Genomic DNA, 22,049 nt, shown 5'->3' with positions numbered 1-22,049 from the left:
GCATTCTCATGTTGGAACCCGGTCAACTGTGGGAGGGGGCTTGCTCCCGATAGCGGTAGGACAGGCAACTCATCTCCATGAGTCCTACACAAATCCACCAATACCACTATCACCCCGTTTTGCCTTTCTGCCACACCAACTACGCATTGCCTCCCTAGCATGGCCTTCATCCGTTCGATGAGGTGCCTTGCATGAACACAGCCCTGACCCAACCCGGCGCGCCCATGAAGGTGCGCGGGATCCAGAAACGCTTTGGCGCTTTCACCGCGCTGGACAACGTGTCCCTGGACGTCGCCGCCGGCGAGCTGGTGTGCCTGCTGGGCCCGTCCGGCTGCGGCAAGACCACGTTGCTGCGCTGCATCGCCGGCCTGGAGCGTCAGGATAGCGGTGAGCTTTACCTGGGCGAGCGGGACGTTTCCCTGCTGCCGCCCCAGGCGCGAGACTACGGCATCCTGTTTCAGTCCTACGCGTTGTTCCCCAATCTCACGGTTGAAGCAAACATTGGCTACGGCCTCACAGGCAGCGGCCGCGATGAAGTGCGCAAGCGCGTCGGGCAGATGCTTGAACTGGTCGGTTTGGTCGGCAGCGAAAAGAAATACCCCGGCCAACTCTCCGGCGGCCAGCAGCAGCGCGTCGCTCTGGCCCGTGCATTGGCGCCGGCCCCTTCGTTATTACTGCTGGATGAACCGATGTCGGCCCTCGACGCCCGTGTGCGCGAGCATTTGTGCACCGAGCTGCGCCAATTGCAGCGGCGCCTGGGTATTACCACCTTGATGGTGACCCACAACCAGGACGAAGCCATGTTGATGGCCGACCGCATTGCCGTGATGAACAACGGTAAGGTCGAGCAGTACGCCACGCCCCAGGAGATCTACGACCGCCCGGCCACACCCTTCGTGGCCGAGTTTGTTGGCCAGGGCAACTGGTTGCCGTTCAGCCGTAGCAGCGCCAGCCATGCCCAGGTCGGCGGAATGAATATGCGCCTGGCCGACGATGCCGGTGTGGCCCGGTCCGGCCGCCTGTTCTGTCGCCCGGAAGCGATCAGCGTCAACCCGACGGTGCATGAAGAAAACCTGTTCCCGGCCAAGGTTCGCGACATTACTTTCCTCGGCAACCGCTGCCGCATGAGCTTTGAGTTGGAGCAGTTGCCGGGCCATCCGTTGCTGGCCGAACTGGCACCCGAAGCCATACCGCGCCTGGGTGCCCAGGACATCTGGGTGGCCTTGCCGCCGCGCAGCCTGCAGGTGTTTGCCTGAGATGGCCGCCGTCATGACATTGCCGGTACCGCGTCAGGTGTCCCGCGCCGAGTGGGGCGACCGCCTCTTTGTGGTCGGCGGTAAATGGCTCTGGCTCGGCCTGCTGGTGGTGGCGGTCCTGCTGCCGCTGCTGGCGATCTTCTGGCGCGGCTTCAGCAGCGAAGCCGGGCAGGGCGGTGGCCTGGTTGCAGCGCGGGAGCTGCTGACCAGCGCCAACTTCCACTGGTTGCTGGGAAATAGCCTGAAAGTTTCCCTCAGTGTGGCGGCCATCGTCGTACCGCTGGCTTACCTGTTTGCCTACGCCCTGCAACGCACGTTGATTCCTGGCAAGACCGTCTGGCGCGGGTTGTCATTGCTGCCCTTGATGGCGCCGTCGATGCTGCCGGGCATTGCCCTGGTCTATCTGTTCGGCAACCAGGGCATGTTGCGCGGTTTGCTCTCGGACAATATCTACGGCTTCTGGGGCATTGTGCTCGGTGAAGTGATCTACACCTTTCCCCATGCCTTGATGATCTTGCTCTCGGCGCTGTCCCTGGCGGATGCACGCTTGTTCGATGCGGCGTCGAGCATGGGCGCCAGCCCGGCCCGGGCGTTTCGCAGCATCACCTGGCCGGCCACGCGCCAGGCGGTGTTCGCCGCGTTCTGCCTGGTGTTTACCCTGACCATCACCGACTTCGGTGTACCGGTGGTGGTGGGCGGTGATTACCAGGTGTTGGCGCTGGAAGCCTACAAGGCGGTGGTCGGTCAGCAACAGTTCGGGCGCGGCGCGTTGATCGGCATGGTGTTGCTGCTGCCGGCACTGTTCAGCTTCGGCGTGGATGCCTGGTTGCGCCGTCGGCATGGCGACTCGATGAGCGGTCGCGCCCAGGTGTTTCTGCCCGCGCCATCGCGGCTGCGCGACGGTTGCTACCTGGCCATCGTGTTGCTGATTTGCGCGGTGTTGCTGCTGGTGTTCGGCATGGCGGTGTATTCGTCGCTGGTGAAGTTCTGGCCGTACAACCTGTCGCTATCGCTCAACCACTATCAGTTCGAAGACACCGCCGGCGGCGGCTGGCTGGCCTACCGCAACAGCCTGACCATGGCGCTGTGCACGGCGTTGATCGGCAGTGTGTTGATCTTCACCGGTGCCTACCTGATGGAGAAGACCAAGGGCCAGAAGGGCCTGAACCTGGCGCTGCGCATGCTCAGCTTCGTACCGATGGCGGTGCCGGGGCTGGTGCTCGGCTTGGGCTACGTGTTCTTTTTCAACCTCAACGGCAACCCGCTGCACGTGTTCTACGGGAGCATGGCGTTGCTGGTGGTGTGCACCATTGCGCACTACCTGACCACCGCGCAGATGACCGCGACCACCGCCCTGCGCCAGCTGGACGCCGAGTTCGAAGCGGCGGCGTTGTCGCTCAAGGCGCCGTTGTACCGCCACTATTGGCGCGTCACGGTGCCGATCTGCCTGCCGGCGCTGCTGGATATCCTGCGCTACCTGTTTGTGTCGGCGATGACCACCGTGTCCGCCGCGATCTTTCTCTACAGCCCCGACACCATCCTCGCCGCCGTCGCCGTGCTGAACATGGACGACGCCGGCAACGTGGGCGGCGCGGCGGCCATGTCGACCCTGATCCTGTTCACCTCAGTCGGCGTCTCGCTGTTGCTGGCGTGGGCCTCACGTGGCGCGCTGCGTCGCTCCCAAGCCTGGCGCCAGACCGCGCCCGGCCAATAAACATCCCTGAAGGAGGTGCTCCATGTTCAAGCCCCTGGCGCTGGTCGCTGCGGTACTCACGGCATTCAGCCTGAATGCCTTCGCCAAGACCGAGTTGACCGTGTACACGGCCCTCGAAGCCGAGCAATTGAAGACCTACAAAAAAGCCTTCGAGCAGGCCAACCCCGACATCGAGATCAAGTGGGTACGCGATTCCACCGGCATTATCACCGCCAAGCTGCTGGCTGAAAAAGACCGCCCGCAGGCTGACGTGGTGTGGGGCCTGGCCGCCTCCAGCCTGGCGATCCTCGATCAGCAAGGCATGTTGGACAACTACGCGCCCAAGGATTTGGACAAGATCGGCAAAAACTACCGAGACGCCGCCAACCCGCCCGCCTGGGTCGGCATGGACGTGTGGGCCGCGACCATCTGCTTCAACACCATCGAAGCCGAAAAGCTGGGCCTGACCAAACCGGTGAGCTGGCAGGACCTGACCAAGCCTGAATACAAGGGCAAGATCGTGATGCCCAATCCGGCGTCCTCCGGCACCGGCTTCCTGGATGTCAGCGCCTGGTTGCAGACCTTCGGCGAGAAGCAAGGCTGGCAGTACATGGACGACCTGCACCAGAACATCGGCCAGTACGTTCACTCCGGCTCCAAGCCGTGCAAGTTGGCGGCGTCCGGTGAGTTCCCGATCGGGATTTCCTTTGAATACCCGGCGATTCAACTCAAACGCCAGGGTGCGCCGCTGGACATCATCCTGCCGAAAGAGGGCCTGGGCTGGGAGATCGAAGCCACCGCCGTAGTCAAGGGCAGCGCACACGCCGATGCGGCAAAAAAACTCGCTGACTTTTCCGCCAGCCCAGCGGCGATGGAGCTGTACAAGGCTAACTTCGCCATCCTCGCCCAGCCGGGTATCGCCAAGCCGCAGACCGAATTGCCGGCCGACTACGAGCAGCGCCTGATCAAGAACGACTTTGCCTGGGCCTCGAAAAACCGCGACAGCATCCTGACTGAATGGCGCAAGCGCTATGACGGTAAGTCGGAGAAGGTGGCGGGTCAGTAAGGTTTTCGTTAGGGCTTATGGCCCCTTCGCAGGCAAGCCAGCTCCCACATTTGAAGGTATTCACACATTAAAATGTGGGAGCTGGCTTGCCTGCGATAGTGGCTTCGAATTCAGGACATCACTCCATGACACACCACAGCGACCTGCTGATCATCGGCGCCGGCATCCTCGGCCTGTCCCACGCTTATGCCGCCGCCAAGCGCGGCCTCAAGGTCAAGGTGTTCGAGCGCAGCGCCACGCCATTGGGCGCTTCTGTGCGTAACTTCGGCCAAGCCCTGGTCACCGGCCAGCCGCCGGGGCCGATGCTGGACCTGGCCCGCCAGAGCCGCGAGATCTGGGGCCAATGGGCGCAAACGGCGGGCCTTGCGCTCAAGCGCAATGGTTCTTACCTGTTTGCCCGCACGGAAGCTGAAGAACATCTGCTCGAAGCCTTCTGCGCCGGGCGTGCCCGCGAACACGGCTACAACGTCGAGCTGCTGCAAGGCGCTGCGATGAAGGACCTGTATGCCGGCCAGTTCCGCCACCACCGCGCGGCGCTGCACGGCAAGGACGATCAGCAACTGTATTCCCGCGAGGCGATCCCGGCGCTGATCCAGTACCTGAGTCAGGCGTTGAAGGTGGAGTTTCACTTTTCCACTCTGGTGCGCGACGTCGAACCGGGCCAATTGCACAGCACGGCCGGTAGCTTTCGCGGCGAGCAGATCATCGTCTGCTCCGGCCACGACTATCAGACCCTGTTGGCCGAATCCATCGCCCCGCTCAACCCGCAAACCTGCCGCCTGCAAATGCTGCGCGCCCGGCCGGCGGTCAACCTGAACCTGCAACACGCCCTGCTCACCGGCCTGAGCTGCGTGCACTACGGCGCCTTCGCCGACCTGCCGGAGGCTGCCGCAGTGCAGGCGCAGATCCTGCGCGAAACGCCGCATCTGCAGGAACACGGCATTCACCTGTTGATCAGCCCTACACCCCATGGCGAACTGATCATCGGTGACTCCCACCATTACGACAGCGACCCGTCGCCCTTCAATGCCGAGCAGGTAGATGACTGGATGATCGAGCTGGCCGAACAGACCCTGGGCTGCAAAATCCAGGTGGTCGAACGCTGGCAAGGCGTCTACGGCGCTCGCGGACCCGGGCCGTTCTCGTTTGTGCAGGCAGCATCCGGTGTCAGCGCTGCGTTGATGCACACCGGCGTGGGCATGAGCGTGGGGCCGGCGATGGCCGAGCGAAATATCAGTACCTTGTGGGGAGAGATGTGATGAGCCCGGTGCTCGAACTTGATGTACTCAAGGCCAAGGCGGCGAGGCTACTGGCAGCGAAGATGGGCCTTACACAATAAGCCGATACGCCGCCTGGAGCCCTTGTTGTTACCTCACTAAGGTGCTTGCTTCACCCATTAAGAGAGCAACACTGATGCACTATTTGAAAGCCATCGCCCAAGACCTGCAAGGCAACGGTCATGCCGATACGGTCATTTTGCATTTCTATCAGCAACGGCCGGGTCGTCCCGATGAGCTGATCCACGATATCGTCGGACAGGAAATGACCTCGAATGCAAAATGGGGAGGGCATAGTAAACCCGGTTCGCTGGACCTGGATAAGCGCCGGATCGCGACTTTCGCCGACAGCTTCGTGAAACTCAATTGGTTTAACCCGGCAAGCCATTGGCAGTGTGCGCTCGTCATCTATGTGGATGATTTCAGCGACGCGGGACGGCCGGATTCGGTGAGGCTGGAGTTCCGTGAGAGCAAGGTGTCCGAGGGGAAAACATTACTGGTCTCCAGAACCATGGACTATGACGTCGACAGCGACAGCGTGTTGGAAACCGCTACCACCAATAGTGATATCGACCGCAACGGGGTAGCTGAAAACGCTGATAAAGAACTGGTTCGCTCGCTATGCAAGGCGTTCCTGGGGTTGAATTGGTGAGCGCTTTAAGCGCGTCACGCTTCGTTGAGCTGTTCAGCCAATGTTTCGACCTGTTCCTGACGCTCGGCCTGGCTCAGCTTGGCGTGGGGGTTGAGGGATGACCATTGCGGATAGGCGCGGGCCTTGTGCAGCGCGTCGGGCAGCTTGCCCTCGCGCCAGGTTTTGTCCTGGGGCGTGTCGACCTTGATGCTATGCATCGCCGCATGCCCGCGCAGACTAAGGGCCTTGAGCAACTGACGTTGGCGCAAGGCGAGCAGGCGCAGCACGCTGTCGTCGACGGTCAGCTCGCGTTGGCCTTTGATCTTGCCCAGCAGGCGGCTGCCGTAGCTGCGTGCGGTTTGCAGGGCGCCACCGGCGATAGCGCCGGCCAGTGCCGCAGCGCCAAGGGTCAGGCCGCCGACCAGGAGGTCCACGCCAGCACCGGCAGCGGCACCGGCGGCGATTCCGCCACCGACCCGTACGCCAAGTTGCTTGAGGGTTTCGGGGTTGAACAAGTCATCGCCCCAGCGACCGTCAAGCAACGGTAGATCACTGGCGGCGGCATCCTGTGGGCGAAAGCCGAACAGTTTGAGCAGGGCTTCAACGCACTTTTGTTCCCGTTGGCGCACCGCTTTGCGCAGATCGCCGATGGCTTGCTGTTCATCTTCGGTGACGACGCTGCGACGGCAGGCCGCGCAGTCGATCAGCAGTTCTGCGATCAAGCGTGCGGCGCTTTGCTGGCGGGCCTGGCGTTGGGCCTCTTGATCGAGGATCAGGCGTTCCAACTGCGGGCGGGAGTTTTCCAGCAGCAGGGCCAGGCTTTCATACAGGCGACGTTCACCGTCTTCCGGCGGCGCCACGCTGTCGAAGCGCACCAGCGCGTGCAGGCCGAGGCGGGCCAGGGCTTCGCGCCAGTCCGGCTCGCGCTGGTCGCTGCTGGTGACGAAGTTGAGCACCGGCAACAAGGGTTTGCCGCAACTGGCCAGCACTTGCAGCTCATCGCGGTACTTGGCCAGCACCGGCTCGCGGGCGTCGATCACATACAGGCCGGCGTCCGAGGCCAGCAATTGGCGCAACACCTTGGCTTCCTGTTCGAAACGCTGGCGCGCTTCGCTGCCCTCCAGAAAACGCGCCAGGCGAGCGGGACCGTCCAGGCGTTCACCGGGGCGATCCAGGCGCTCCAGATAGTCGAGCAGGGCGATGGCGTCTTCCAGGCCGGGCGTGTCGTACAGCTCCAGCAAGGCTTCGCCATCCACCGACAAGCGCGCGCCTTCGACATGCCGCGTGGTGCTGGGGCGATGGGAGACTTCGCCGAAGCCCACGTCACGGGTGAGGGTGCGCAGCAGTGAGGTCTTGCCGACATTGGTGTGGCCGACCACGGCGAGTTTCAGCGGTTTAGTCATGCCCGGTCTCCAGCCAGTTCAGCGGTGCGCAATCGGCAAACGGCAGCTCAAGTTGTTGCAGTGCGGTGTGCCAGTCACCCAGGCGTTCGGCGTCCAGCGCCTGGCCGGGCGGTGCTTGCAGCAGCCATACACGGGTGGTGGTGGCGCTGCGCGCCAGTTCGGCGATCAACGCCAGGCTGCCACGGTCCGGCGAGCGGCGCGGGTCGCAGACGATGACCAGCCGTGCGGGCGGGAAACGGCTGAGTTGTTCCAGCAGCTTGTTCCGCGATTCACGGCTGTCGAGGATGCCGGCGTTTTTAACGTTGCTGGGCAGTTTGGGCGGCCACGGGTGGTGATCGTCGAGTTCGATGGCCACCAGCAAGGCCCCGTCGCTGTCCATCTCGCTGACGCCGCCGCTGACGTGGTGCAGCTGTTCGGGCGCGGCATCGTTGACCCCAAGCCGTTCGCTGCTAGGCATCAGGCGTTCGCGCAGTTGGGCGTAGCCTTGCAGGTTGAGGTCCAGGCGCAACGCCGCACGCCCGATTTTCCAGCGCCACAGGCAGAACAGGGCGAGGATCAATCGGGGCAGCAGGCCGTAGACCAGCAACACGCCCACCAGCCAGGCGGCCCAGGCTTGGCGGGCGTTTTCGATATTCAGGGCTGAATCACCGCTGGCGCGGATCATGTCGACGGTTGGCACATTGAAACCCAGCAAAGCGGGCAGGCTGGCGAGGGCCTGGGTCACGGCGACAAACGTGTCGGCGCCGAGAATGGTGGTTTCCCACACAAAGCCGTAGCGACGGGTGGCGAGCAGGGTCAGCAGGATCACCATGGCGCTGAGCAACGCCAGCAGCCACAGGCTGTTGGCCAACACACCCACCGCCCAGCGATTGAGTTTTTTCCGTTGCAACAACAGCAGCAACGCTGGCGCCAATTGTGCGGCTTTGGCGTCACGCGCCAGTTTCTCGCTGAGCCATAACCACAGGCGCCCAAGGCTGGCGCTGTGTTCGCCAGCAAACAGCAGCCCCAGGGCCCAACTGACCAGCAGGATCAGGTTCAACCCGAGCAGGCTGCCCAGGGCCCAGAACACGTTCACCGGTGTCAGGCCATTGCCCAGCGCAGCGAATGCCAGGCCGGCGCCACTGATCACGGCCACGACCGCCAGTAAGATCAGCGCCAGGCGCGCGCCTTGCAGCCAGCGTGTGAGGGCACCGGTCAGGCCATCGCGCTCGGCCAGGTGCAAGGCGCGCTGGGTAATACGCGTCGACAGGTCGCCCCCGGCCGTGCGGGCCAGGCGGTTGGCTTCCAGGTCTTCCAGGGGGCCGGCGTGTTCTTCACGCAGGCGCACGGCTTCTGTCAGCCAGAGTGTGTGCAGAGGAGTCAGTGCAGTCACGCGCCATCCTGTTGTTTCAGTGAAGGTGGAGCATAACCGCTGACTCGCGGCTCTGGTATTCTCGTCGCCATGAAAAAAACTCTCCCTTTAAGCCTGATCGCAGCCCTCGGTGAAAACCGTGTGATCGGCGTCGACAACAGCATGCCCTGGCATTTGCCGGGGGATTTCAAGTATTTCAAAGCCACCACGCTCGGCAAGCCGATCATCATGGGGCGCAAGACCTGGGATTCCTTGGGTCGACCGCTGCCAGGGCGCTTGAACATAGTGGTCAGCCGTCAGACCGATCTGACGCTTGAAGGTGCGCAAGTTTTTCCGTCATTGGAAGCGGCGGTAGAACGGGCTGAGGAATGGGCCAAGGCGCAGGGCGCGGACGAGCTGATGCTGATCGGCGGCGCGCAGCTTTACGCGCAGGGACTGGAACAGGCCGATCGCCTGTACCTGACGCGGGTGGCGCTGAGCCCGGAAGGGGATGCGTGGTTTCCAGAGTTTGATAGGAACCAGTGGAAGCTGGTGTCGAATGTCGAGAATCCGGCCGAAGGTGATAAACCGGCCTACAACTTCGAAGTGTGGGAAAAAGCCTAAAAGCATCGCAGGCAAGCCAGCTCCCACATTTTGATGTGTGAATACATTCAAATGTGGGAGCTGGCTTGCCTGCGATAGCGGTCTATCAGACCTGCGCTAACTCGGCATGCTCATCGGCATCCAGCAACGCTTTATCCGTCTGCCCCATGATCTGGCTGGTAATCGCCCCCGCCGTCATCGAACCATTCACGTTCAACGCTGTACGGCCCATGTCGATCAGTGGTTCCACCGAAATCAGCAACGCCACCAGTGACACCGGCAAGCCCATGGCCGGCAGTACGATCAGCGCGGCGAAGGTCGCACCACCGCCCACACCGGCGACGCCCGCCGAACTCAAGGTCACAATCGCCACCAGCGTCGCGATCCACAGCGGATCCAACGGGTTGATGCCCACGGTCGGCGCGACCATCACCGCCAACATCGCCGGGTAAAGACCGGCGCAACCGTTCTGGCCGATGGTCGCGCCAAACGAAGCGGCGAAACCGGCGATCGACTGGGGGATACCCAGGCGGCGGGTCTGCGCTTCAATACTCAAGGGGATCGAGGCGGCGCTGGAGCGGCTGGTGAAGGCAAAGGTCAGTACCGGCCACACCTTGCGGAAAAAGCGCAGCGGGTTGATCCCGGCCAACGACAGCAGCAGGCCGTGCACCACAAACATCAGGCCCAGGGCCAGGTACGACACCACCACGAAACTGCCCAGCTTGATGATGTCTTGCAGGTTGGAACCGGCGACCACCTTGGTCATCAGCGCCAACACGCCGTACGGGGTCAGCTTCATCACCAGGCGCACCAGGCGCATCACCCAGGCTTGCAGGGTGTCGATGGCGTTGATGACCTTCTGGCCCTTTTCCACATCATCCTTGAGCAGTTGCAGCGCGGCTACCCCGAGGAACGCGGCAAAAATCACCACGCTGATGATCGACGTCGGCTTGGCCCGGGCCAGGTCGGCGAACGGGTTGGCCGGCACGAACGACAGCAGCAACTGCGGGATATTCAGGTCGGCGACCTTGCCTGCGTAATCACTCTGGATCACTTGCAGGCGCGCCATTTCCTGGGTGCCGGCCACCAGGCCCTCGGCGGTGAGGCCGAACAGGTTGGTCAGGCCGATGCCGATCAGCGCCGCGATGGCCGTGGTAAACAACAGCGTGCCGATGGTCAGGAAGCTGATCTTGCCCAGGGACGAGGCGTTATGCAGGCGCGCCACGGCACTGAGGATCGAAGCGAACACCAGCGGGATCACGATCATTTGCAGCAACTGCACATAGCCATTGCCGACCAGATCAAACCAGCCGATGGAGGCTTTGAGCACTGGATTGCCGTCGCCATAGATGGTGTGCAAGGCCGCACCGAACAGCACGCCCAGGACCAGGGCGAACAGGACCTTCTTGGCCAGGCTCCAGTTAGTCCGACGGGTTTGTGCCAGGCCCAGCAAGAGGGCCACGAACACCAATAAATTGAGAATCAGGGGCAGATTCATTGAAGCTCCGTTGAGAAGGCAGCCAATCGCGTCAGCCTGCGATTGCGAACCGGCAAGCCTAACAGCTTGAAATATATTGATTTAATACCAATATGGAATGGTGACTGTCGTTTTTGGAATAAGCGTCTGACGCTGCTGCGCATGGCCGTGGCGGAATCAGAACCAAAGCCGTCGCGCTCGGGTGATAAGTGTCACAGGGATTTGTTAGCGTCGATGTCTTTCACTTGAGGGAGACAACGCCTATGAAGCTCGCGCCGAAACTACTCTTATCCGCAGCCTTTTGCCTCGGACTCGCCAGCCAGGCGTTTGCCGCCACCGAGTTGAAACATTGGCCGGCACCGGCCGCCCAGCAACTCAACGAAATGATCGCCGCCAACGCCAACAAGGGTAACTATGCGGTGTTCGACATGGACAACACCAGCTACCGCTACGACCTTGAAGAGTCGCTGCTGCCGTACATGGAAAACAAGGGCCTGATCACCCGCGAAACCATGGACCCATCGCTCAAGCTTATCCCCTTCAAAGACACCGCCGACCATAAGGAAAGTCTGTTCAGCTACTACTACCGCCTGTGCGAAGTCGACGACATGGTCTGCTACCCCTGGGTTGCGCAGATTTTTTCCGGCTTCACCCTCAAGGAACTCAAGGTGCAGGTCGACGAGCTGATGGCCTCCGGCAAGCCCGTACCCGTCAGCTATTTTGAAGGCGACGTGGTGAAAAAAACCGAGATACAGCCACCGAAAGTCTTCACTGGCCAGGCCGAGCTCTACAACAAACTGATGGAAAACGGCATCGAGGTGTATGTGATGACCGCCGCGTCCGAGGAACTGGTGCGCATGGTCGCGGCCGATCCGAAGTACGGCTACAACGTAAAGCCCGAGAACGTCATCGGCGTGACCACGATGCTCAAGGACCGCAAGACCGGCGAGTTGACCACCGCACGCAAGCAGATCACCGCGGGCAAATATGACGAGAAGGCCAACCTCGGCCTGGAGCTGACGCCCTACCTGTGGACCCCGGCGACCTGGATGGCCGGCAAGCACGCGGCGATCCTCACCTACATCGACGAGTGGAAAAAGCCGGTGATCGTCGGCGGTGATACCCCCACCAGCGACGGTTACATGCTGTTCCACGATGTGGAGGTGGCCAAGGGTGGCATCCATTTGTGGATCAACCGTAAAGACAAGTACATGACCCAGCTCAACGGCATGATCGCCAAGCACGCGGCGGTTCAAGCCAAGGAAGGGCTGCCGGTGACGGCGGACAAGAACTGGGTGATCGTCAAGCCCGAGGACATTCAATAACAGACTGAATGCGGTCAAAAATGTGGGAGGGGGCTTGCCCCCGATAGCGGTGAGTCAGCTACAAATTGACTAACTGAAATACCGTCATCGGGGCAAGCCCCCTCCCACATTTTGACTTTCATTGTTCCTAGGGTTATCTCCAGGCAAAAAAATGCCCCGCACCTGGCGGGGCATTTTGATGCGCGGGGCTTACAGGCCGTCGAGCATTGCCTTGTTACGTACAGCACCCTTGTCGGCACTGGTGGCCAACAATGCGTAAGCCTTCAACGCAGTAGTGACTTTTCGCGGGCGTTTTTCTACCGGCTTCCAACCCTTTTTGTCCTGCTCAACCCGGCGTGCCGCCAGTTCTTCATCGCTGATCAACAGGTTGATCGAGCGGTTCGGAATGTCGATCAGCACCTTGTCGCCATCCTGCACCAGGCCAATCGCGCCACCGGCAGCGGCTTCCGGGGAAGCGTGGCCGATGGACAGGCCCGAAGTCCCACCGGAGAAACGCCCGTCGGTCAGCAGCGCACAGGCTTTGCCCAGGCCCTTGGATTTCAGATAGGACGTGGGGTAGAGCATCTCCTGCATACCCGGGCCGCCCTTGGGGCCTTCGTAGCGGATGATCACGATGTCGCCTTCCTTGACTTCGTCAGCGAGGATGCCGCGCACCGAGCTGTCCTGGCTTTCGTAGATCTTGGCGCGGCCTTCGAAAACGTGGATGGATTCATCCACACCTGCCGTTTTCACCACGCAGCCGTCGAGGGCGATGTTGCCGTACAGCACGGCCAGGCCGCCTTCCTGGGAGTAGGCGTGCTCGACACTGCGGATGCAGCCGTTTTCACGGTCGTCATCCAGCGTATCCCAACGGGTCGACTGGCTGAATGCGGTCTGGGTCGGGATGCCGGCCGGGCCGGCCTTGAAGAAGGTGTGCACGGCTTCGTCGTCAGTCTGGGTGATGTCCCATTTGGCGATGCCTTCGGCGATCGACTTGCTGTGCACGGTCGGCAGGTCAGTGTGCAGCAGGCCGCCACGGGCCAGGGAACCGAGGATTGAGAAGATCCCGCCGGCGCGGTGCACGTCTTCCATGTGGTACTTCTGGATGTTCGGCGCGACCTTGCACAGTTGCGGCACGTGGCGGGACAGGCGGTCAATGTCGCGCAGGTCGAAGTCGATCTCGGCTTCCTGGGCGGCAGCCAGCAAATGCAGGATGGTGTTGGTGGAACCGCCCATGGCGATGTCCAGGGTCATGGCGTTTTCGAACGCCTTGAAGTTGGCGATATTGCGCGGCAACACCGACTCATCGTTCTCACCGTAGTAACGCTTGCACAGCTCGACGATGGTGCGGCCGGCTTGCAGGAACAGTTGCTCGCGGTCGCTGTGGGTGGCCAGTGTGGAACCGTTACCCGGCAAGGCGAGACCTAAGGCTTCTACCAGGCAGTTCATCGAGTTGGCGGTGAACATGCCGGAGCACGAACCGCAGGTCGGGCAGGCGCTGCGCTCGTATTCCGCGACCTTCTCGTCAGAAGCGCTGGAATCGGCGGCGATCACCATGGCGTCGACCAGGTCGAGTCCGTGGGACGCGAGCTTGGTCTTGCCGGCTTCCATCGGGCCGCCGGAGACGAAGATCACCGGGATGTTCAGGCGCAAGGCAGCCATCAACATGCCGGGGGTGATCTTGTCGCAGTTGGAGATGCACACGATGGCGTCGGCGCAGTGGGCGTTGACCATGTACTCCACGGAGTCGGCGATGATCTCGCGGCTCGGCAGGGAATACAGCATGCCGTCATGGCCCATGGCGATGCCGTCGTCCACGGCAATGGTGTTGAATTCCTTGGCCACGCCGCCGGCCCGTTCGATCTCGCGGGCGACCAGTTGGCCCAGGTCCTTGAGGTGGACATGGCCCGGTACGAACTGGGTAAAGGAGTTGGCAATCGCGATGATCGGCTTCTTGAAGTCGTCATCCTTCATCCCCGTGGCACGCCACAGTGCGCGGGCGCCGGCCATGTTGCGGCCGTGGGTGGATGTTTTCGAGCGGTAATCTGGCATGGAGCACTCCGGGCGGCTAATCACTTATTAATCAGGTGCAAAGGGGAGTGAGCTTCTAATTGACGACTGGAACACCCGAAAAATGGCCGTGTGTCCGGAAGTTGCCACTCGCATCGCGGGATCGCCGCTTGCTTGGGCCTCGAGCTCATAAACCCGCCGGGGGATGACTGGCGATGAATAGGGCCGATTCTACACCGCTGGCGGCTGGAGGGAATGGCCGTAACCTTGAAGATAGCCGCTACAGGACATGTGGGCGCTGCTTGATCAGCGCATTCAGGGCGAGCCCGGCGGCACTCAGGGTTAGAAAGCACAGGGCTAGCGCGGTGGTCAGGTTGGCGGTGGCCAGGTTGATCACCAGGCTGATCAGGCCGCCGCACATGAAAATCAGCAAGCTACCGGCAGAGGTCGCCGTGCCAGCCAGTTGCGGGTAGAGGCTCATGGCCTTGGAGTTGGCGATGGGTCGACAGATGGTGGTGCCGGCTGTGCAGATCAACATCGGGATCAGCACCGTGGCGGCCGACAGGCCGAACTGCCAGGCCAGCCAGAGCATGACCAGACCTGAAACAGTGATCAGCAACAGGCCAGTGTTGATTTGCCGGTCGGCGTCCATTTTGCGATGCAGGATACTGGCAATCACTCCGCCGCAGACGTAGGCCGCGCCATATAGCAGCAATGCCCAGGCGAATTGATACGTCGACAGGTTCAAGCGCTCCATGAAGATCAGGGGCGACATCACGATAAACGAGAAATGGCAGGCAAAGGCCAGGGCGGAAATCAACCAATAGCTGACGAAACGGAGGTCGGAAAACAGCAGCCAATAGCCGTTGAAGAACTGTAGCGGTGAAGGGCGATGGCTGCTGCGCGAGTCGTGCAGCAGGCGTGCGGACCAGAGCCACACCACTGTGGCTAACACGATAAACACGTAAAAACTCGCCTGCCATCCGCCATAAATTTGCAGCCAGGTGCCCATCAGTGGCGAGCTTGAGATGAACACTCCGCCGGCGGTGGTCATCCAGATTCGAATCCGTTGCAGCTCCCGTCCTGTAAACAAGTCCTGGATAAGCGCCTGCGACAGGGCAAACGCCCCGCACCCTACGGCCTGAACCACGCGAAAGCCGATAAACCAATTGAAATCCGGGGCCAGCAAACAACCGGCTGCACCCAGCGCCGATAAGGCAATACCTGCCAGCAGCAGTTTTTTGCGGCCGAACATGTCAGACAACGGGCCTATCAGCAGTAACGAGACGGCCAGGCCAATGGCAAAAATACTGACGGACTGGGCGATTTCTGAAGGCGTGTGGCCAAAGTGATTGGAGAGGGCGGGAAAGGACGGCAGGACTACGTCGAGGGGGAAGACTGCGAGCAGGGTCATGGTCATCAACAGTACGATGAAATATGACTTGTTTGGTGTGGCTGTACTAATAGGCATCAACCGGACCGCTCTACCCTTCCTTGCTGGGGGGAGGAGAGTCGGTGTGACGGCAAGGGAAGTCAATGGAAATGGCAGTGGGAAACAGCTGAAAGGCCCGTAGGATCAGTCGTTGACTGTTCCTACGGGGAGCATCCCGCTGTCAGCTATTAGGCAGCAAGCGACAAGTAATGCTCTTGATATACCGCGTCTCGACAATCGCCGGATGCACCGGGTGGTCCGGGCCCTGGCCGCCGCGTTCGAGCATCTGGATATTGCGATCCAGGTGACGGGCGCTGGTCAGCAGGATGTTTTGCAGATCGTCTTCCGGCAGGTGCATCGAGCACGAAGCGCTGACCAGGATGCCGTCCTTGCTGAGCAGGCGCATGGCTTGCTCGTTGAGGCGGCGGTAGGCGCCTTCGCCATTCTTCATGTCTTTTTTGCGTTTGATGAAGGCCGGTGGATCGGCGACGATCACGTCGAAGCGCTCTTCGCTGGCTTTCAGTTCTTTCAACGCTTCAAAGACGTCGCCTTCGATGCAGGTCATCTTCTCGGCAAAGCCGTTCAGCGCGGCGTTGCGCTCTACGCCGTCGAGGGCGAAGGCCGAAGCGTCGACGCAGAACACTTCACTGGCGCCAAAGGCTGCAGCTTGCACGCCCCAGCCGCCGATGTAGCTGTACAGGTCGAGCACGCGCTTGCCTTTGGCATACGGGGCCAGGCGGGCGCGGTTCATGCGGTGGTCGTAGAACCAGCCGGTTTTCTGGCCCTGGATCACCGGGGCTTCGAATTTCACGCCGTTCTCTTCCAGCGCCACCCACTCCGGCACCAGGCCGAAAACCGTTTCGACGTAGCGGTTGAGGCCCTCGGCGTCGCGTGCGGCGGAGTCATTCTTGAACAGGATGCCGCTGGGCTTGAGCACCTGGGTGAGGGCCGCGATCACGTCTTCTTTATGCGCTTCCATGGTCGCCGAAGCGATCTGCACCACCAGGATGTCGCCGAAACGGTCGACCACCAGGCCCGGCAGCAGGTCGGAATCACCGTAGACCAGGCGGTAGAACGGCTTGTCGAACAGGCGATCACGCAGGGACAGCGCGACGTTGAGGCGGTGCACCAGCAGCGACTTGTCCAGCGGCAACTTGATGTCGCGCGACAGCAGGCGGGCGCAGATCAGGTTGTTCGGGCTCATGGCCACGATGCCCAGGGTCTTGCCGCCGGCTGCTTCCAGGATAGCCTGGTCGCCTGCCTGGAAGCCGTGAAGTGGGGTGGCGGCCACGTCGATTTCGTTGCTGTAGACCCACAGGTGGCCGTTGCGCAAACGACGATCGGCGTTGGCTTTGAGACGCAGGCTTGGCAGGGACATGACGTCGCTCCGGAAAAAAGAGCGGGAGTATACCCTTTGCGCACTCTTTCATGTGGGAGCTGGCTTGCCTGCGATGCGGGCGGTGCGGTGTATCAGACGTACGGTGGTAATGCTATCGCAGGCAAGCCAGCTCCCACATTCGATCGGGTTTCACTTGGGTTTTTGGGTGTCGGTCACGGCTGCATAAGGGGTAGAATTCGCGCCTAGTCCAGAGTGTGTATTTATGTCCCAAGAGCTTTCCGCCGAGCAGATTCAACAGGCCCTGCAAGGCATCAGCGTGCCGCCCCAACCGCAAATCATGGTGGATTTGCAGATGGAGCAGTACATGCCCGACCCGGACCTGGAAGTGATCGCACGGTTGATCTCCCAGGACCCGGGCTTGTCTGGTGCGCTGCTGAAGATCGTCAATTCGCCGTATTACGGCCTGAGCAACAAAATTGCATCGATCCAGCGTGCGGTAAACCTGTTGGGCAGCCGCTCGATCATCAACTTGATCAACGCGCAGTCGATCAAGGGCGAGATGAGCGACGACACCATCGTTACCCTCAACCGTTTCTGGGACACCGCCCAGGATGTGGCCATGACCTGCCTCACGCTGGCCAAGCGCACCGGCTCGCAAACCGTCGACGAAGCCTATGCCCTGGGCCTGTTCCACGATTGCGGCGTACCGTTGATGCTCAAGCGTTTTCCCAACTACATGTCCGTGCTGGAACAGGCTTACGCCAACGCCGGCCCGGATTGCCGCGTGGTCGACACCGAAAACAACGCGTTCCACACCAACCATGCAGTGGTCGGCTACTACACCGCCAAGTCCTGGCGCCTGCCGGAGCATGTCACCGACGCCATCGCCAATCACCACAACGCTCTGGCGATTTTCAGTGATGAGTCGTCGCGCAACCCGCAGCTCAAGAACCTGCTGGCTATCTTGAAGATGGCCGAGCATATCTGTTCGTCGTTTCGCGTACTGGGGAGCCAGGCGGTGGACCATGAGTGGAATGCAATCGGGCACCTGGTGCTGGATTACGTGGGCCTGTCGGATTACGACTTCGAAAGCCTGAAGTTGTCGATCCGCGAACTGGGTGCGCACTGAACCGTCATTCAAGAGGTACACATGCCCGAGTTACCTGAAGTCGAAACCACCCGACGCGGCATTGCCCCGCACCTGGAAGGCCAACGCGTCAGTCGCGTGGTGGTGCGTGAGCGGCGCCTGCGCTGGCCGATCCCGGAAGACCTGGATGTGCGCCTGTCTGGCCAGCGCATCGTGCTGGTGGAACGGCGGGCTAAGTACCTGTTGATCAATGCCGAAGTGGGCACCTTGATCAGTCACTTGGGTATGTCGGGCAACCTGCGTCTGGTTGAGGTCGGTATGCCCGCGGCCAAGCATGAACATGTGGATATCGAGTTGGAGTCGGGGATGGCCCTGCGCTACACCGACCCTCGGCGTTTCGGCGCGATGCTCTGGAGCCAGGATCCGCACAACCACGAACTGCTGCTGCGTCTGGGCCCGGAGCCGTTGACCGAGCTGTTTGATGGCGAGCGTTTGTTCCAGCTGTCACGCGGCAAGTCCATGGCGGTGAAGCCGTTCATCATGGACAACGCGGTGGTGGTGGGCGTGGGCAATATCTATGCGACGGAAGCGCTGTTTGCGGCGGGTATTGACCCGCGGCGTGCCGCCGGTGGCATTTCACGCGGGCGCTATTTGAAGCTGGCGATTGAGATCAAACGGGTGCTGGCCGCCGCTATCGAGCGGGGCGGCACCACGCTGCGCGACTTTATCGGCGGTGATGGGCAGCCGGGGTATTTCCAGCAGGAACTGTTCGTGTATGGCCGTGGCGGCGAGGCGTGCAAGGTCTGCGGGAGCGAGTTGCGCAATGTGGTGCTGGGGCAGCGGGCGAGTGTGTTTTGCCCCAAGTGTCAGAGCTGATAGCTTTGTGATGGCTGAGATTGTCATCGGGGGCAAGCCCCCTCCCACACTTTGATTTGTGAACACATTCAAAATGTGGGAGGGGGCTTGCCCCCGATGAGGCCCTCACAGGCACTAAAAAACTCAGGCCTTACCGGTAATCTTGCGGTACTTCTCCATCAACTGCTCTTCAGTCTCTGGGTGCGCTTCATCCAGCGGGATGCAATCAACCGGGCAAACCTGCTGGCACTGCGGTTCGTCGTAGTGGCCGACGCACTGGGTGCACAGGTTGGGGTCGATCACGTAGATCTCTTCGCCCTGGGAAATGGCGGCGTTCGGGCACTCGGGTTCGCAGACGTCGCAGTTGATGCAATCGTCGGTGATGATCAGGGACATGGAAACTCCTGCCAGGGCACTCTGCCAAGGCATCTGAAAACTAATGCGCGCAATTGTGCCGCATTGGCGCCCGCAGTGCGAGCAGGCACCGATTGAGCGGTCTTACTTCTTGAAGCGCAATGTCAGTGCGTCCGCCACGGCAGGATGCACGAACTTGGTGATATCTCCGCCCAAAGCAGCAATTTCACGAACTAACGTCGAGGAAATGAACGAATAACGCTCCGACGGTGTGAGGAACAGGCTTTCCACGTCCGGCGCCAGTTGGCGGTTCATGTTGGCCAGTTGGAATTCGTATTCGAAATCCGACACCGCCCGCAAGCCGCGCAAGAACACATTGGCGTTCTGCTCCTTGGCGAAATGCGCCAGCAATGTCGAAAAGCCCACTACTTCCACATTCGGCAGGTGCTTGGTGACCTCTTGCGCCAGCTCCACACGTTGTTCCAGGGGAAACAGCGGGTTTTTCTTGGGGCTGGCTGCGACCGCGATGATCACATGGTCGAACAGGCGAGAGGCGCGTTCGACCAGATCGCCATGGCCTTTGGTAATCGGGTCGAAGGTACCTGGGTACAACACTCGGTTCATCGCGTCGTCCTGGCGGAGTCCGTTGGGGAACCGGATGGTATCGCAGCCATCCCGGTCGGCCAAGTCGACTTACGTAGATAAATGCCGTGAATCGAACGGTTTTTCACGCTGTTTTCAGACGTTCGGCCAAGGCTGACGCCAGTTGGGCGCTCAATCCATACACCGACAACTGGGGATTTGCCCCGATGCTGGTAGGAAACAGCGAGCCGTCATGAATCGACAGGTTACGCAGTTGGTGGTGGCGACCGAGGCTGTCGGTTACCGCATGCTTCGGATCTTCGCCCATGGCACAGCCGCCCATCACATGGGCGCTGCCAAGGGTTGTGCGGTGCAACTCCAGGTTCAAACCGTCAATCATGCTGCGCGCTTCGGCCAGGCTGTTCACGTACCGTGCGTCGTGATGCAAAGGCTTGACCGATTTGGCCCCTGCCGCGAACTGAATCTCGGTCATGCTGTGGAAGGCCCGGCGCAGGCCGTCCCAGGCGTAGGGCGAAACCTGATAATCGAGCACGGGTGTGCCATCGCCGCGTAAATCCACGCTGCCGCCCGGGCTGTCGGGGTGAAAGCCGTCGCGCAGCAGGGCGAGCATGGCGTGGGTGTGAGGCAGTTGGTTCATGTCCAACGCGTTCTGTTTGCCGTAACCGCCAAACAAGGTGCTGGCCAATCCTGGGTGTAAGGGTGGCGCTTCGAGCTTGTAGGACATTTTGCCGGTAGTGCCGTCCTGCCATTGGAAATGGTCGGAGTAAATCGATTGCGGCGCACCGTAGAACGGGTTGATCACTTCGTCGAACAGCCCCGCCGAGAAGTTGACCAGGTGCAAGAAGGTCCGCTTGCCCAGCCGCGAATGCGGGTCGGGCGCGTCCGAGCGCATCAGCAGGGCCGGGCTATTGATACCGCCGCCCGACAGCACGTAATGCCTGGCTTTTACGGTGATCTTGCGCCCGGTCGGCGCCACGCAGCGCTCGTCCATGGCCACGCATTCCAGGCTGCTGATGGTGTCGCCGCTGTATTTGAGCTGCTCGGCGCGGGCGAGGTACAGCAGTTCGCCGCCTTTCTCCAGGGTGGAGGGGATAGTCGTCACCAGCATCGATTGTTTGGCGTTCACCGGGCAACCCATGCCGCAATAACCCAGGTTGAAGCAGCCGCGCACATTGCGCGGGATCACATGCCAGCTGTAGCCAAGCTTTTCGCAGCCTTTGCGGATCACATCGTTGTTGGCATTCGGTGGAAGCGCCCAGGGTGCGATGCCCAGGCGCTGCTCCATTTTTTCGAACCAGGGCGCCATCTCGGTGCTGCTGTGGCCCTTCACCGCGTATTCGCTGGCCCAGTGGGCGAGGGTGGCGTCGGGTGTACGAAAGCTGGAGGTCCAGTTGATCAAGGTGGTGCCGCCCACCGCCCGGCCTTGCAGGATGGTGATGGCGCCGTCCTTGCTCATGCGGCCGATGCCTTCCTGGTAGAGGCTGGCGTAGGCTTCGTCTTCGAGCAGCTTGAAGTCACTGCTGGTCTTGAGTGGGCCCTCTTCGATCAGCAACACCTTGTAGCCAGCGGCGCTGAGGATCTCTGCGGTGGTGCCACCACCGGCACCGCTGCCAATAATGGCTACATCGGCTTCCAGGGTCAGGTCGTTGTCGAGGGCGGCGCCATTGTGGGTTTTCCAGCCACGGGCCAGGCCATCGCGGAACAGATCGGGTACGGGCATCAGGGTCGTCTCTGGTTTTTATTGTGAGGGATGCGAATCAGATCTTCGGTGGGCCGGGATAACCGCAATGGGCCCAGGAGGCGGGCCGAAAATACCAGGCCATGATCACCAACTTGAGCAGCGAGCCCTGTCCCATGCGCAGCAGGTTCAGGTAGCTGTTTTCCCAGCGGTGCAGGAAGTTGCGGATCTGCTCGCTGCTGGCATTTTCCCAACTGCCCCAGATACCGGTCAGCGGGCCGCGGGTGATGCCCATGCCCAGCACGTCGAATAACTGCTGGGTGAGCTTGAACATCTCCGGCGACAAGTTTTGCAGGCTGTAATCGAGTTTTTTCAGGGTGTCTTCAATGCCTGCGACCACTGTCTCGGCGCTGGCCGCACCCTCCAGCAGCACTGGGATCACCGCGCGCAAGAACGGCAAATCACTGGCGCGCAACATCGCGAAGCCGCTGGCCGGCGTACTGCTGGAGCAACCGCTGAGACTGGCGCCAAGCCCGGCCGTGGCGAGGAAAGCGCTGGCGCACAGGCCGATTTTCAAGACGCCGCGCCGAGACAGTGCGGGTGAATCGTTCAGGCTGGGGTTCATTGTTTTTATCGTCCTGAAGGTGACGG

The 22,049-nt window shown here is 61.2% G+C and carries 19 protein-coding genes; 9 read left to right on the top strand and 10 right to left on the bottom strand.

Going from position 1 to position 22,049, the window contains the following annotated elements; genetic code table 11:
* Positions 1-191 precede the first annotated feature (191 nt).
* From LJX92_RS25420 to LJX92_RS25400, 5 genes are all read left to right on the top strand, one after another.
* Positions 192-1,256, top strand: a complete 1,065-nt coding sequence (locus LJX92_RS25420; RefSeq protein ID WP_228309092.1) for a putative 2-aminoethylphosphonate ABC transporter ATP-binding protein — start codon at positions 192-194, stop codon at positions 1,254-1,256.
* A gap of 1 nt (position 1,257) precedes the next feature.
* Positions 1,258-2,970 (top strand): putative 2-aminoethylphosphonate ABC transporter permease subunit, encoded by a 1,713-nt coding sequence (locus LJX92_RS25415; protein WP_032878889.1) that lies wholly within the window; start codon positions 1,258-1,260, stop codon positions 2,968-2,970.
* 22 nt (positions 2,971-2,992) lie between these two features.
* Entirely contained in the window at positions 2,993-4,015 is a 1,023-nt protein-coding gene (locus LJX92_RS25410) for a putative 2-aminoethylphosphonate ABC transporter substrate-binding protein (protein WP_228309091.1), read from the top strand.
* 125 nt (positions 4,016-4,140) lie between these two features.
* Positions 4,141-5,274: a TIGR03364 family FAD-dependent oxidoreductase gene (locus LJX92_RS25405; protein WP_228309090.1), complete on the top strand. Its 1,134-nt coding sequence runs from the start codon at positions 4,141-4,143 to the stop codon at positions 5,272-5,274.
* 154 nt (positions 5,275-5,428) lie between these two features.
* The gene (locus tag LJX92_RS25400; RefSeq protein WP_032878892.1) at positions 5,429-5,944 is read left to right on the top strand and encodes a hypothetical protein; all 516 of its coding nucleotides are present in this window, start codon (positions 5,429-5,431) and stop codon (positions 5,942-5,944) included.
* Between the two features lie 14 nt (positions 5,945-5,958).
* Here the strand turns inward: LJX92_RS25400 and LJX92_RS25395 are convergent, their stop codons facing one another.
* Both LJX92_RS25395 and LJX92_RS25390 read right to left on the bottom strand, forming a co-directional pair.
* Positions 5,959-7,326 carry a DUF3482 domain-containing protein gene (locus tag LJX92_RS25395; RefSeq protein ID WP_032878894.1) on the bottom strand — a complete coding sequence of 456 codons (1,368 nt, stop codon included), beginning with the start codon at positions 7,324-7,326 and terminating at the stop codon, positions 5,959-5,961.
* Positions 7,319-8,698, bottom strand: a complete 1,380-nt coding sequence (locus LJX92_RS25390) for a DUF2868 domain-containing protein (protein ID WP_228309089.1) — start codon at positions 8,696-8,698, stop codon at positions 7,319-7,321. The genes LJX92_RS25395 and LJX92_RS25390 overlap by 8 nt, the downstream gene beginning before the upstream one ends.
* 69 nt (positions 8,699-8,767) lie before the next feature.
* On the opposite strand from LJX92_RS25390, the gene LJX92_RS25385 reads away from it, so the two are divergent.
* A complete protein-coding gene (locus LJX92_RS25385; protein ID WP_032878896.1) occupies positions 8,768-9,280 on the top strand; it encodes a dihydrofolate reductase in 513 nt (170 codons plus the stop codon).
* 85 nt (positions 9,281-9,365) lie between these two features.
* Here LJX92_RS25385 and LJX92_RS25380 read toward each other — a convergent pair whose 3' ends face one another.
* Positions 9,366-10,757, bottom strand: a complete 1,392-nt coding sequence (locus tag LJX92_RS25380) for an L-cystine transporter (RefSeq protein ID WP_216090440.1) — start codon at positions 10,755-10,757, stop codon at positions 9,366-9,368.
* A gap of 242 nt (positions 10,758-10,999) precedes the next feature.
* Between LJX92_RS25380 and LJX92_RS25375 the strand changes: the two genes are divergently transcribed.
* The gene (locus LJX92_RS25375) at positions 11,000-12,061 is read left to right on the top strand and encodes a haloacid dehalogenase-like hydrolase (RefSeq protein ID WP_228309088.1); all 1,062 of its coding nucleotides are present in this window, start codon (positions 11,000-11,002) and stop codon (positions 12,059-12,061) included.
* 189 nt (positions 12,062-12,250) lie between these two features.
* Here the strand turns inward: LJX92_RS25375 and ilvD are convergent, their stop codons facing one another.
* The 3 genes from ilvD to LJX92_RS25360 all read right to left on the bottom strand — a co-directional run bounded on the left by ilvD (position 12,251) and on the right by LJX92_RS25360 (position 16,860).
* The gene (gene ilvD / locus LJX92_RS25370; RefSeq protein ID WP_003195159.1) at positions 12,251-14,092 is read right to left on the bottom strand and encodes a dihydroxy-acid dehydratase; all 1,842 of its coding nucleotides are present in this window, start codon (positions 14,090-14,092) and stop codon (positions 12,251-12,253) included.
* A 238-nt stretch (positions 14,093-14,330) separates the two neighbouring features.
* On the bottom strand, positions 14,331-15,521 hold the full coding sequence (locus LJX92_RS25365) for an MFS transporter (RefSeq protein ID WP_032878899.1): 1,191 nt from the start codon (positions 15,519-15,521) through the stop codon (positions 14,331-14,333).
* A gap of 142 nt (positions 15,522-15,663) precedes the next feature.
* Positions 15,664-16,860, bottom strand: a complete 1,197-nt coding sequence (locus LJX92_RS25360) for a class I SAM-dependent rRNA methyltransferase (protein WP_005792302.1) — start codon at positions 16,858-16,860, stop codon at positions 15,664-15,666.
* A gap of 277 nt (positions 16,861-17,137) precedes the next feature.
* Between LJX92_RS25360 and LJX92_RS25355 the strand changes: the two genes are divergently transcribed.
* Positions 17,138-17,950: an HDOD domain-containing protein gene (locus tag LJX92_RS25355; protein ID WP_177464458.1), complete on the top strand. Its 813-nt coding sequence runs from the start codon at positions 17,138-17,140 to the stop codon at positions 17,948-17,950.
* 21 nt (positions 17,951-17,971) lie between these two features.
* Entirely contained in the window at positions 17,972-18,784 is an 813-nt protein-coding gene (gene mutM, locus LJX92_RS25350) for a bifunctional DNA-formamidopyrimidine glycosylase/DNA-(apurinic or apyrimidinic site) lyase (RefSeq protein ID WP_005792299.1), read from the top strand.
* A gap of 123 nt (positions 18,785-18,907) precedes the next feature.
* Here mutM and LJX92_RS25345 read toward each other — a convergent pair whose 3' ends face one another.
* The 4 genes from LJX92_RS25345 to LJX92_RS25330 form a co-directional block, all read right to left on the bottom strand.
* Positions 18,908-19,159: a YfhL family 4Fe-4S dicluster ferredoxin gene (locus tag LJX92_RS25345; RefSeq protein ID WP_003195146.1), complete on the bottom strand. Its 252-nt coding sequence runs from the start codon at positions 19,157-19,159 to the stop codon at positions 18,908-18,910.
* A 102-nt stretch (positions 19,160-19,261) separates the two neighbouring features.
* On the bottom strand, positions 19,262-19,741 hold the full coding sequence (coaD, locus tag LJX92_RS25340; RefSeq protein WP_003195136.1) for a pantetheine-phosphate adenylyltransferase: 480 nt from the start codon (positions 19,739-19,741) through the stop codon (positions 19,262-19,264).
* Positions 19,742-19,844: 103 nt separating this feature from the next.
* Positions 19,845-21,440, bottom strand: a complete 1,596-nt coding sequence (locus LJX92_RS25335; RefSeq protein ID WP_228309087.1) for a GMC family oxidoreductase — start codon at positions 21,438-21,440, stop codon at positions 19,845-19,847.
* Between the two features lie 37 nt (positions 21,441-21,477).
* On the bottom strand, positions 21,478-22,023 hold the full coding sequence (locus LJX92_RS25330; RefSeq protein WP_005792296.1) for a hypothetical protein: 546 nt from the start codon (positions 22,021-22,023) through the stop codon (positions 21,478-21,480).
* Positions 22,024-22,049: the final 26 nt, after the last annotated feature.

It is taken from the genome of Pseudomonas sp. HN8-3 (genome assembly GCF_020790195.1).
Lineage (GTDB): Bacteria > Pseudomonadota > Gammaproteobacteria > Pseudomonadales > Pseudomonadaceae > Aquipseudomonas > Aquipseudomonas synxantha_A.
Note: the sequence above shows the minus strand (reverse complement) of the source record. Positions and strands in the feature narration are given on the sequence as shown.

Coding starts and splice junctions, on each gene's coding strand:
- LJX92_RS25420 (WP_228309092.1), top strand. CDS start 192: ATGAACACAGCCCTGACCCAACCCGGCGCGCCCATGAAGGTGCGCGGG.
- LJX92_RS25415 (WP_032878889.1), top strand. CDS start 1,258: ATGGCCGCCGTCATGACATTGCCGGTACCGCGTCAGGTGTCCCGCGCC.
- LJX92_RS25410 (WP_228309091.1), top strand. CDS start 2,993: ATGTTCAAGCCCCTGGCGCTGGTCGCTGCGGTACTCACGGCATTCAGC.
- LJX92_RS25405 (WP_228309090.1), top strand. CDS start 4,141: ATGACACACCACAGCGACCTGCTGATCATCGGCGCCGGCATCCTCGGC.
- LJX92_RS25400 (WP_032878892.1), top strand. CDS start 5,429: ATGCACTATTTGAAAGCCATCGCCCAAGACCTGCAAGGCAACGGTCAT.
- LJX92_RS25395 (WP_032878894.1), bottom strand. CDS start 7,326: ATGACTAAACCGCTGAAACTCGCCGTGGTCGGCCACACCAATGTCGGC.
- LJX92_RS25385 (WP_032878896.1), top strand. CDS start 8,768: ATGAAAAAAACTCTCCCTTTAAGCCTGATCGCAGCCCTCGGTGAAAAC.
- LJX92_RS25380 (WP_216090440.1), bottom strand. CDS start 10,757: ATGAATCTGCCCCTGATTCTCAATTTATTGGTGTTCGTGGCCCTCTTG.
- LJX92_RS25375 (WP_228309088.1), top strand. CDS start 11,000: ATGAAGCTCGCGCCGAAACTACTCTTATCCGCAGCCTTTTGCCTCGGA.
- ilvD (WP_003195159.1), bottom strand. CDS start 14,092: ATGCCAGATTACCGCTCGAAAACATCCACCCACGGCCGCAACATGGCC.
- LJX92_RS25365 (WP_032878899.1), bottom strand. CDS start 15,521: ATGCCTATTAGTACAGCCACACCAAACAAGTCATATTTCATCGTACTG.
- LJX92_RS25360 (WP_005792302.1), bottom strand. CDS start 16,860: ATGTCCCTGCCAAGCCTGCGTCTCAAAGCCAACGCCGATCGTCGTTTG.
- mutM (WP_005792299.1), top strand. CDS start 17,972: ATGCCCGAGTTACCTGAAGTCGAAACCACCCGACGCGGCATTGCCCCG.
- LJX92_RS25345 (WP_003195146.1), bottom strand. CDS start 19,159: ATGTCCCTGATCATCACCGACGATTGCATCAACTGCGACGTCTGCGAA.
- coaD (WP_003195136.1), bottom strand. CDS start 19,741: ATGAACCGAGTGTTGTACCCAGGTACCTTCGACCCGATTACCAAAGGC.
- LJX92_RS25335 (WP_228309087.1), bottom strand. CDS start 21,440: ATGCCCGTACCCGATCTGTTCCGCGATGGCCTGGCCCGTGGCTGGAAA.
- LJX92_RS25330 (WP_005792296.1), bottom strand. CDS start 22,023: ATGAACCCCAGCCTGAACGATTCACCCGCACTGTCTCGGCGCGGCGTC.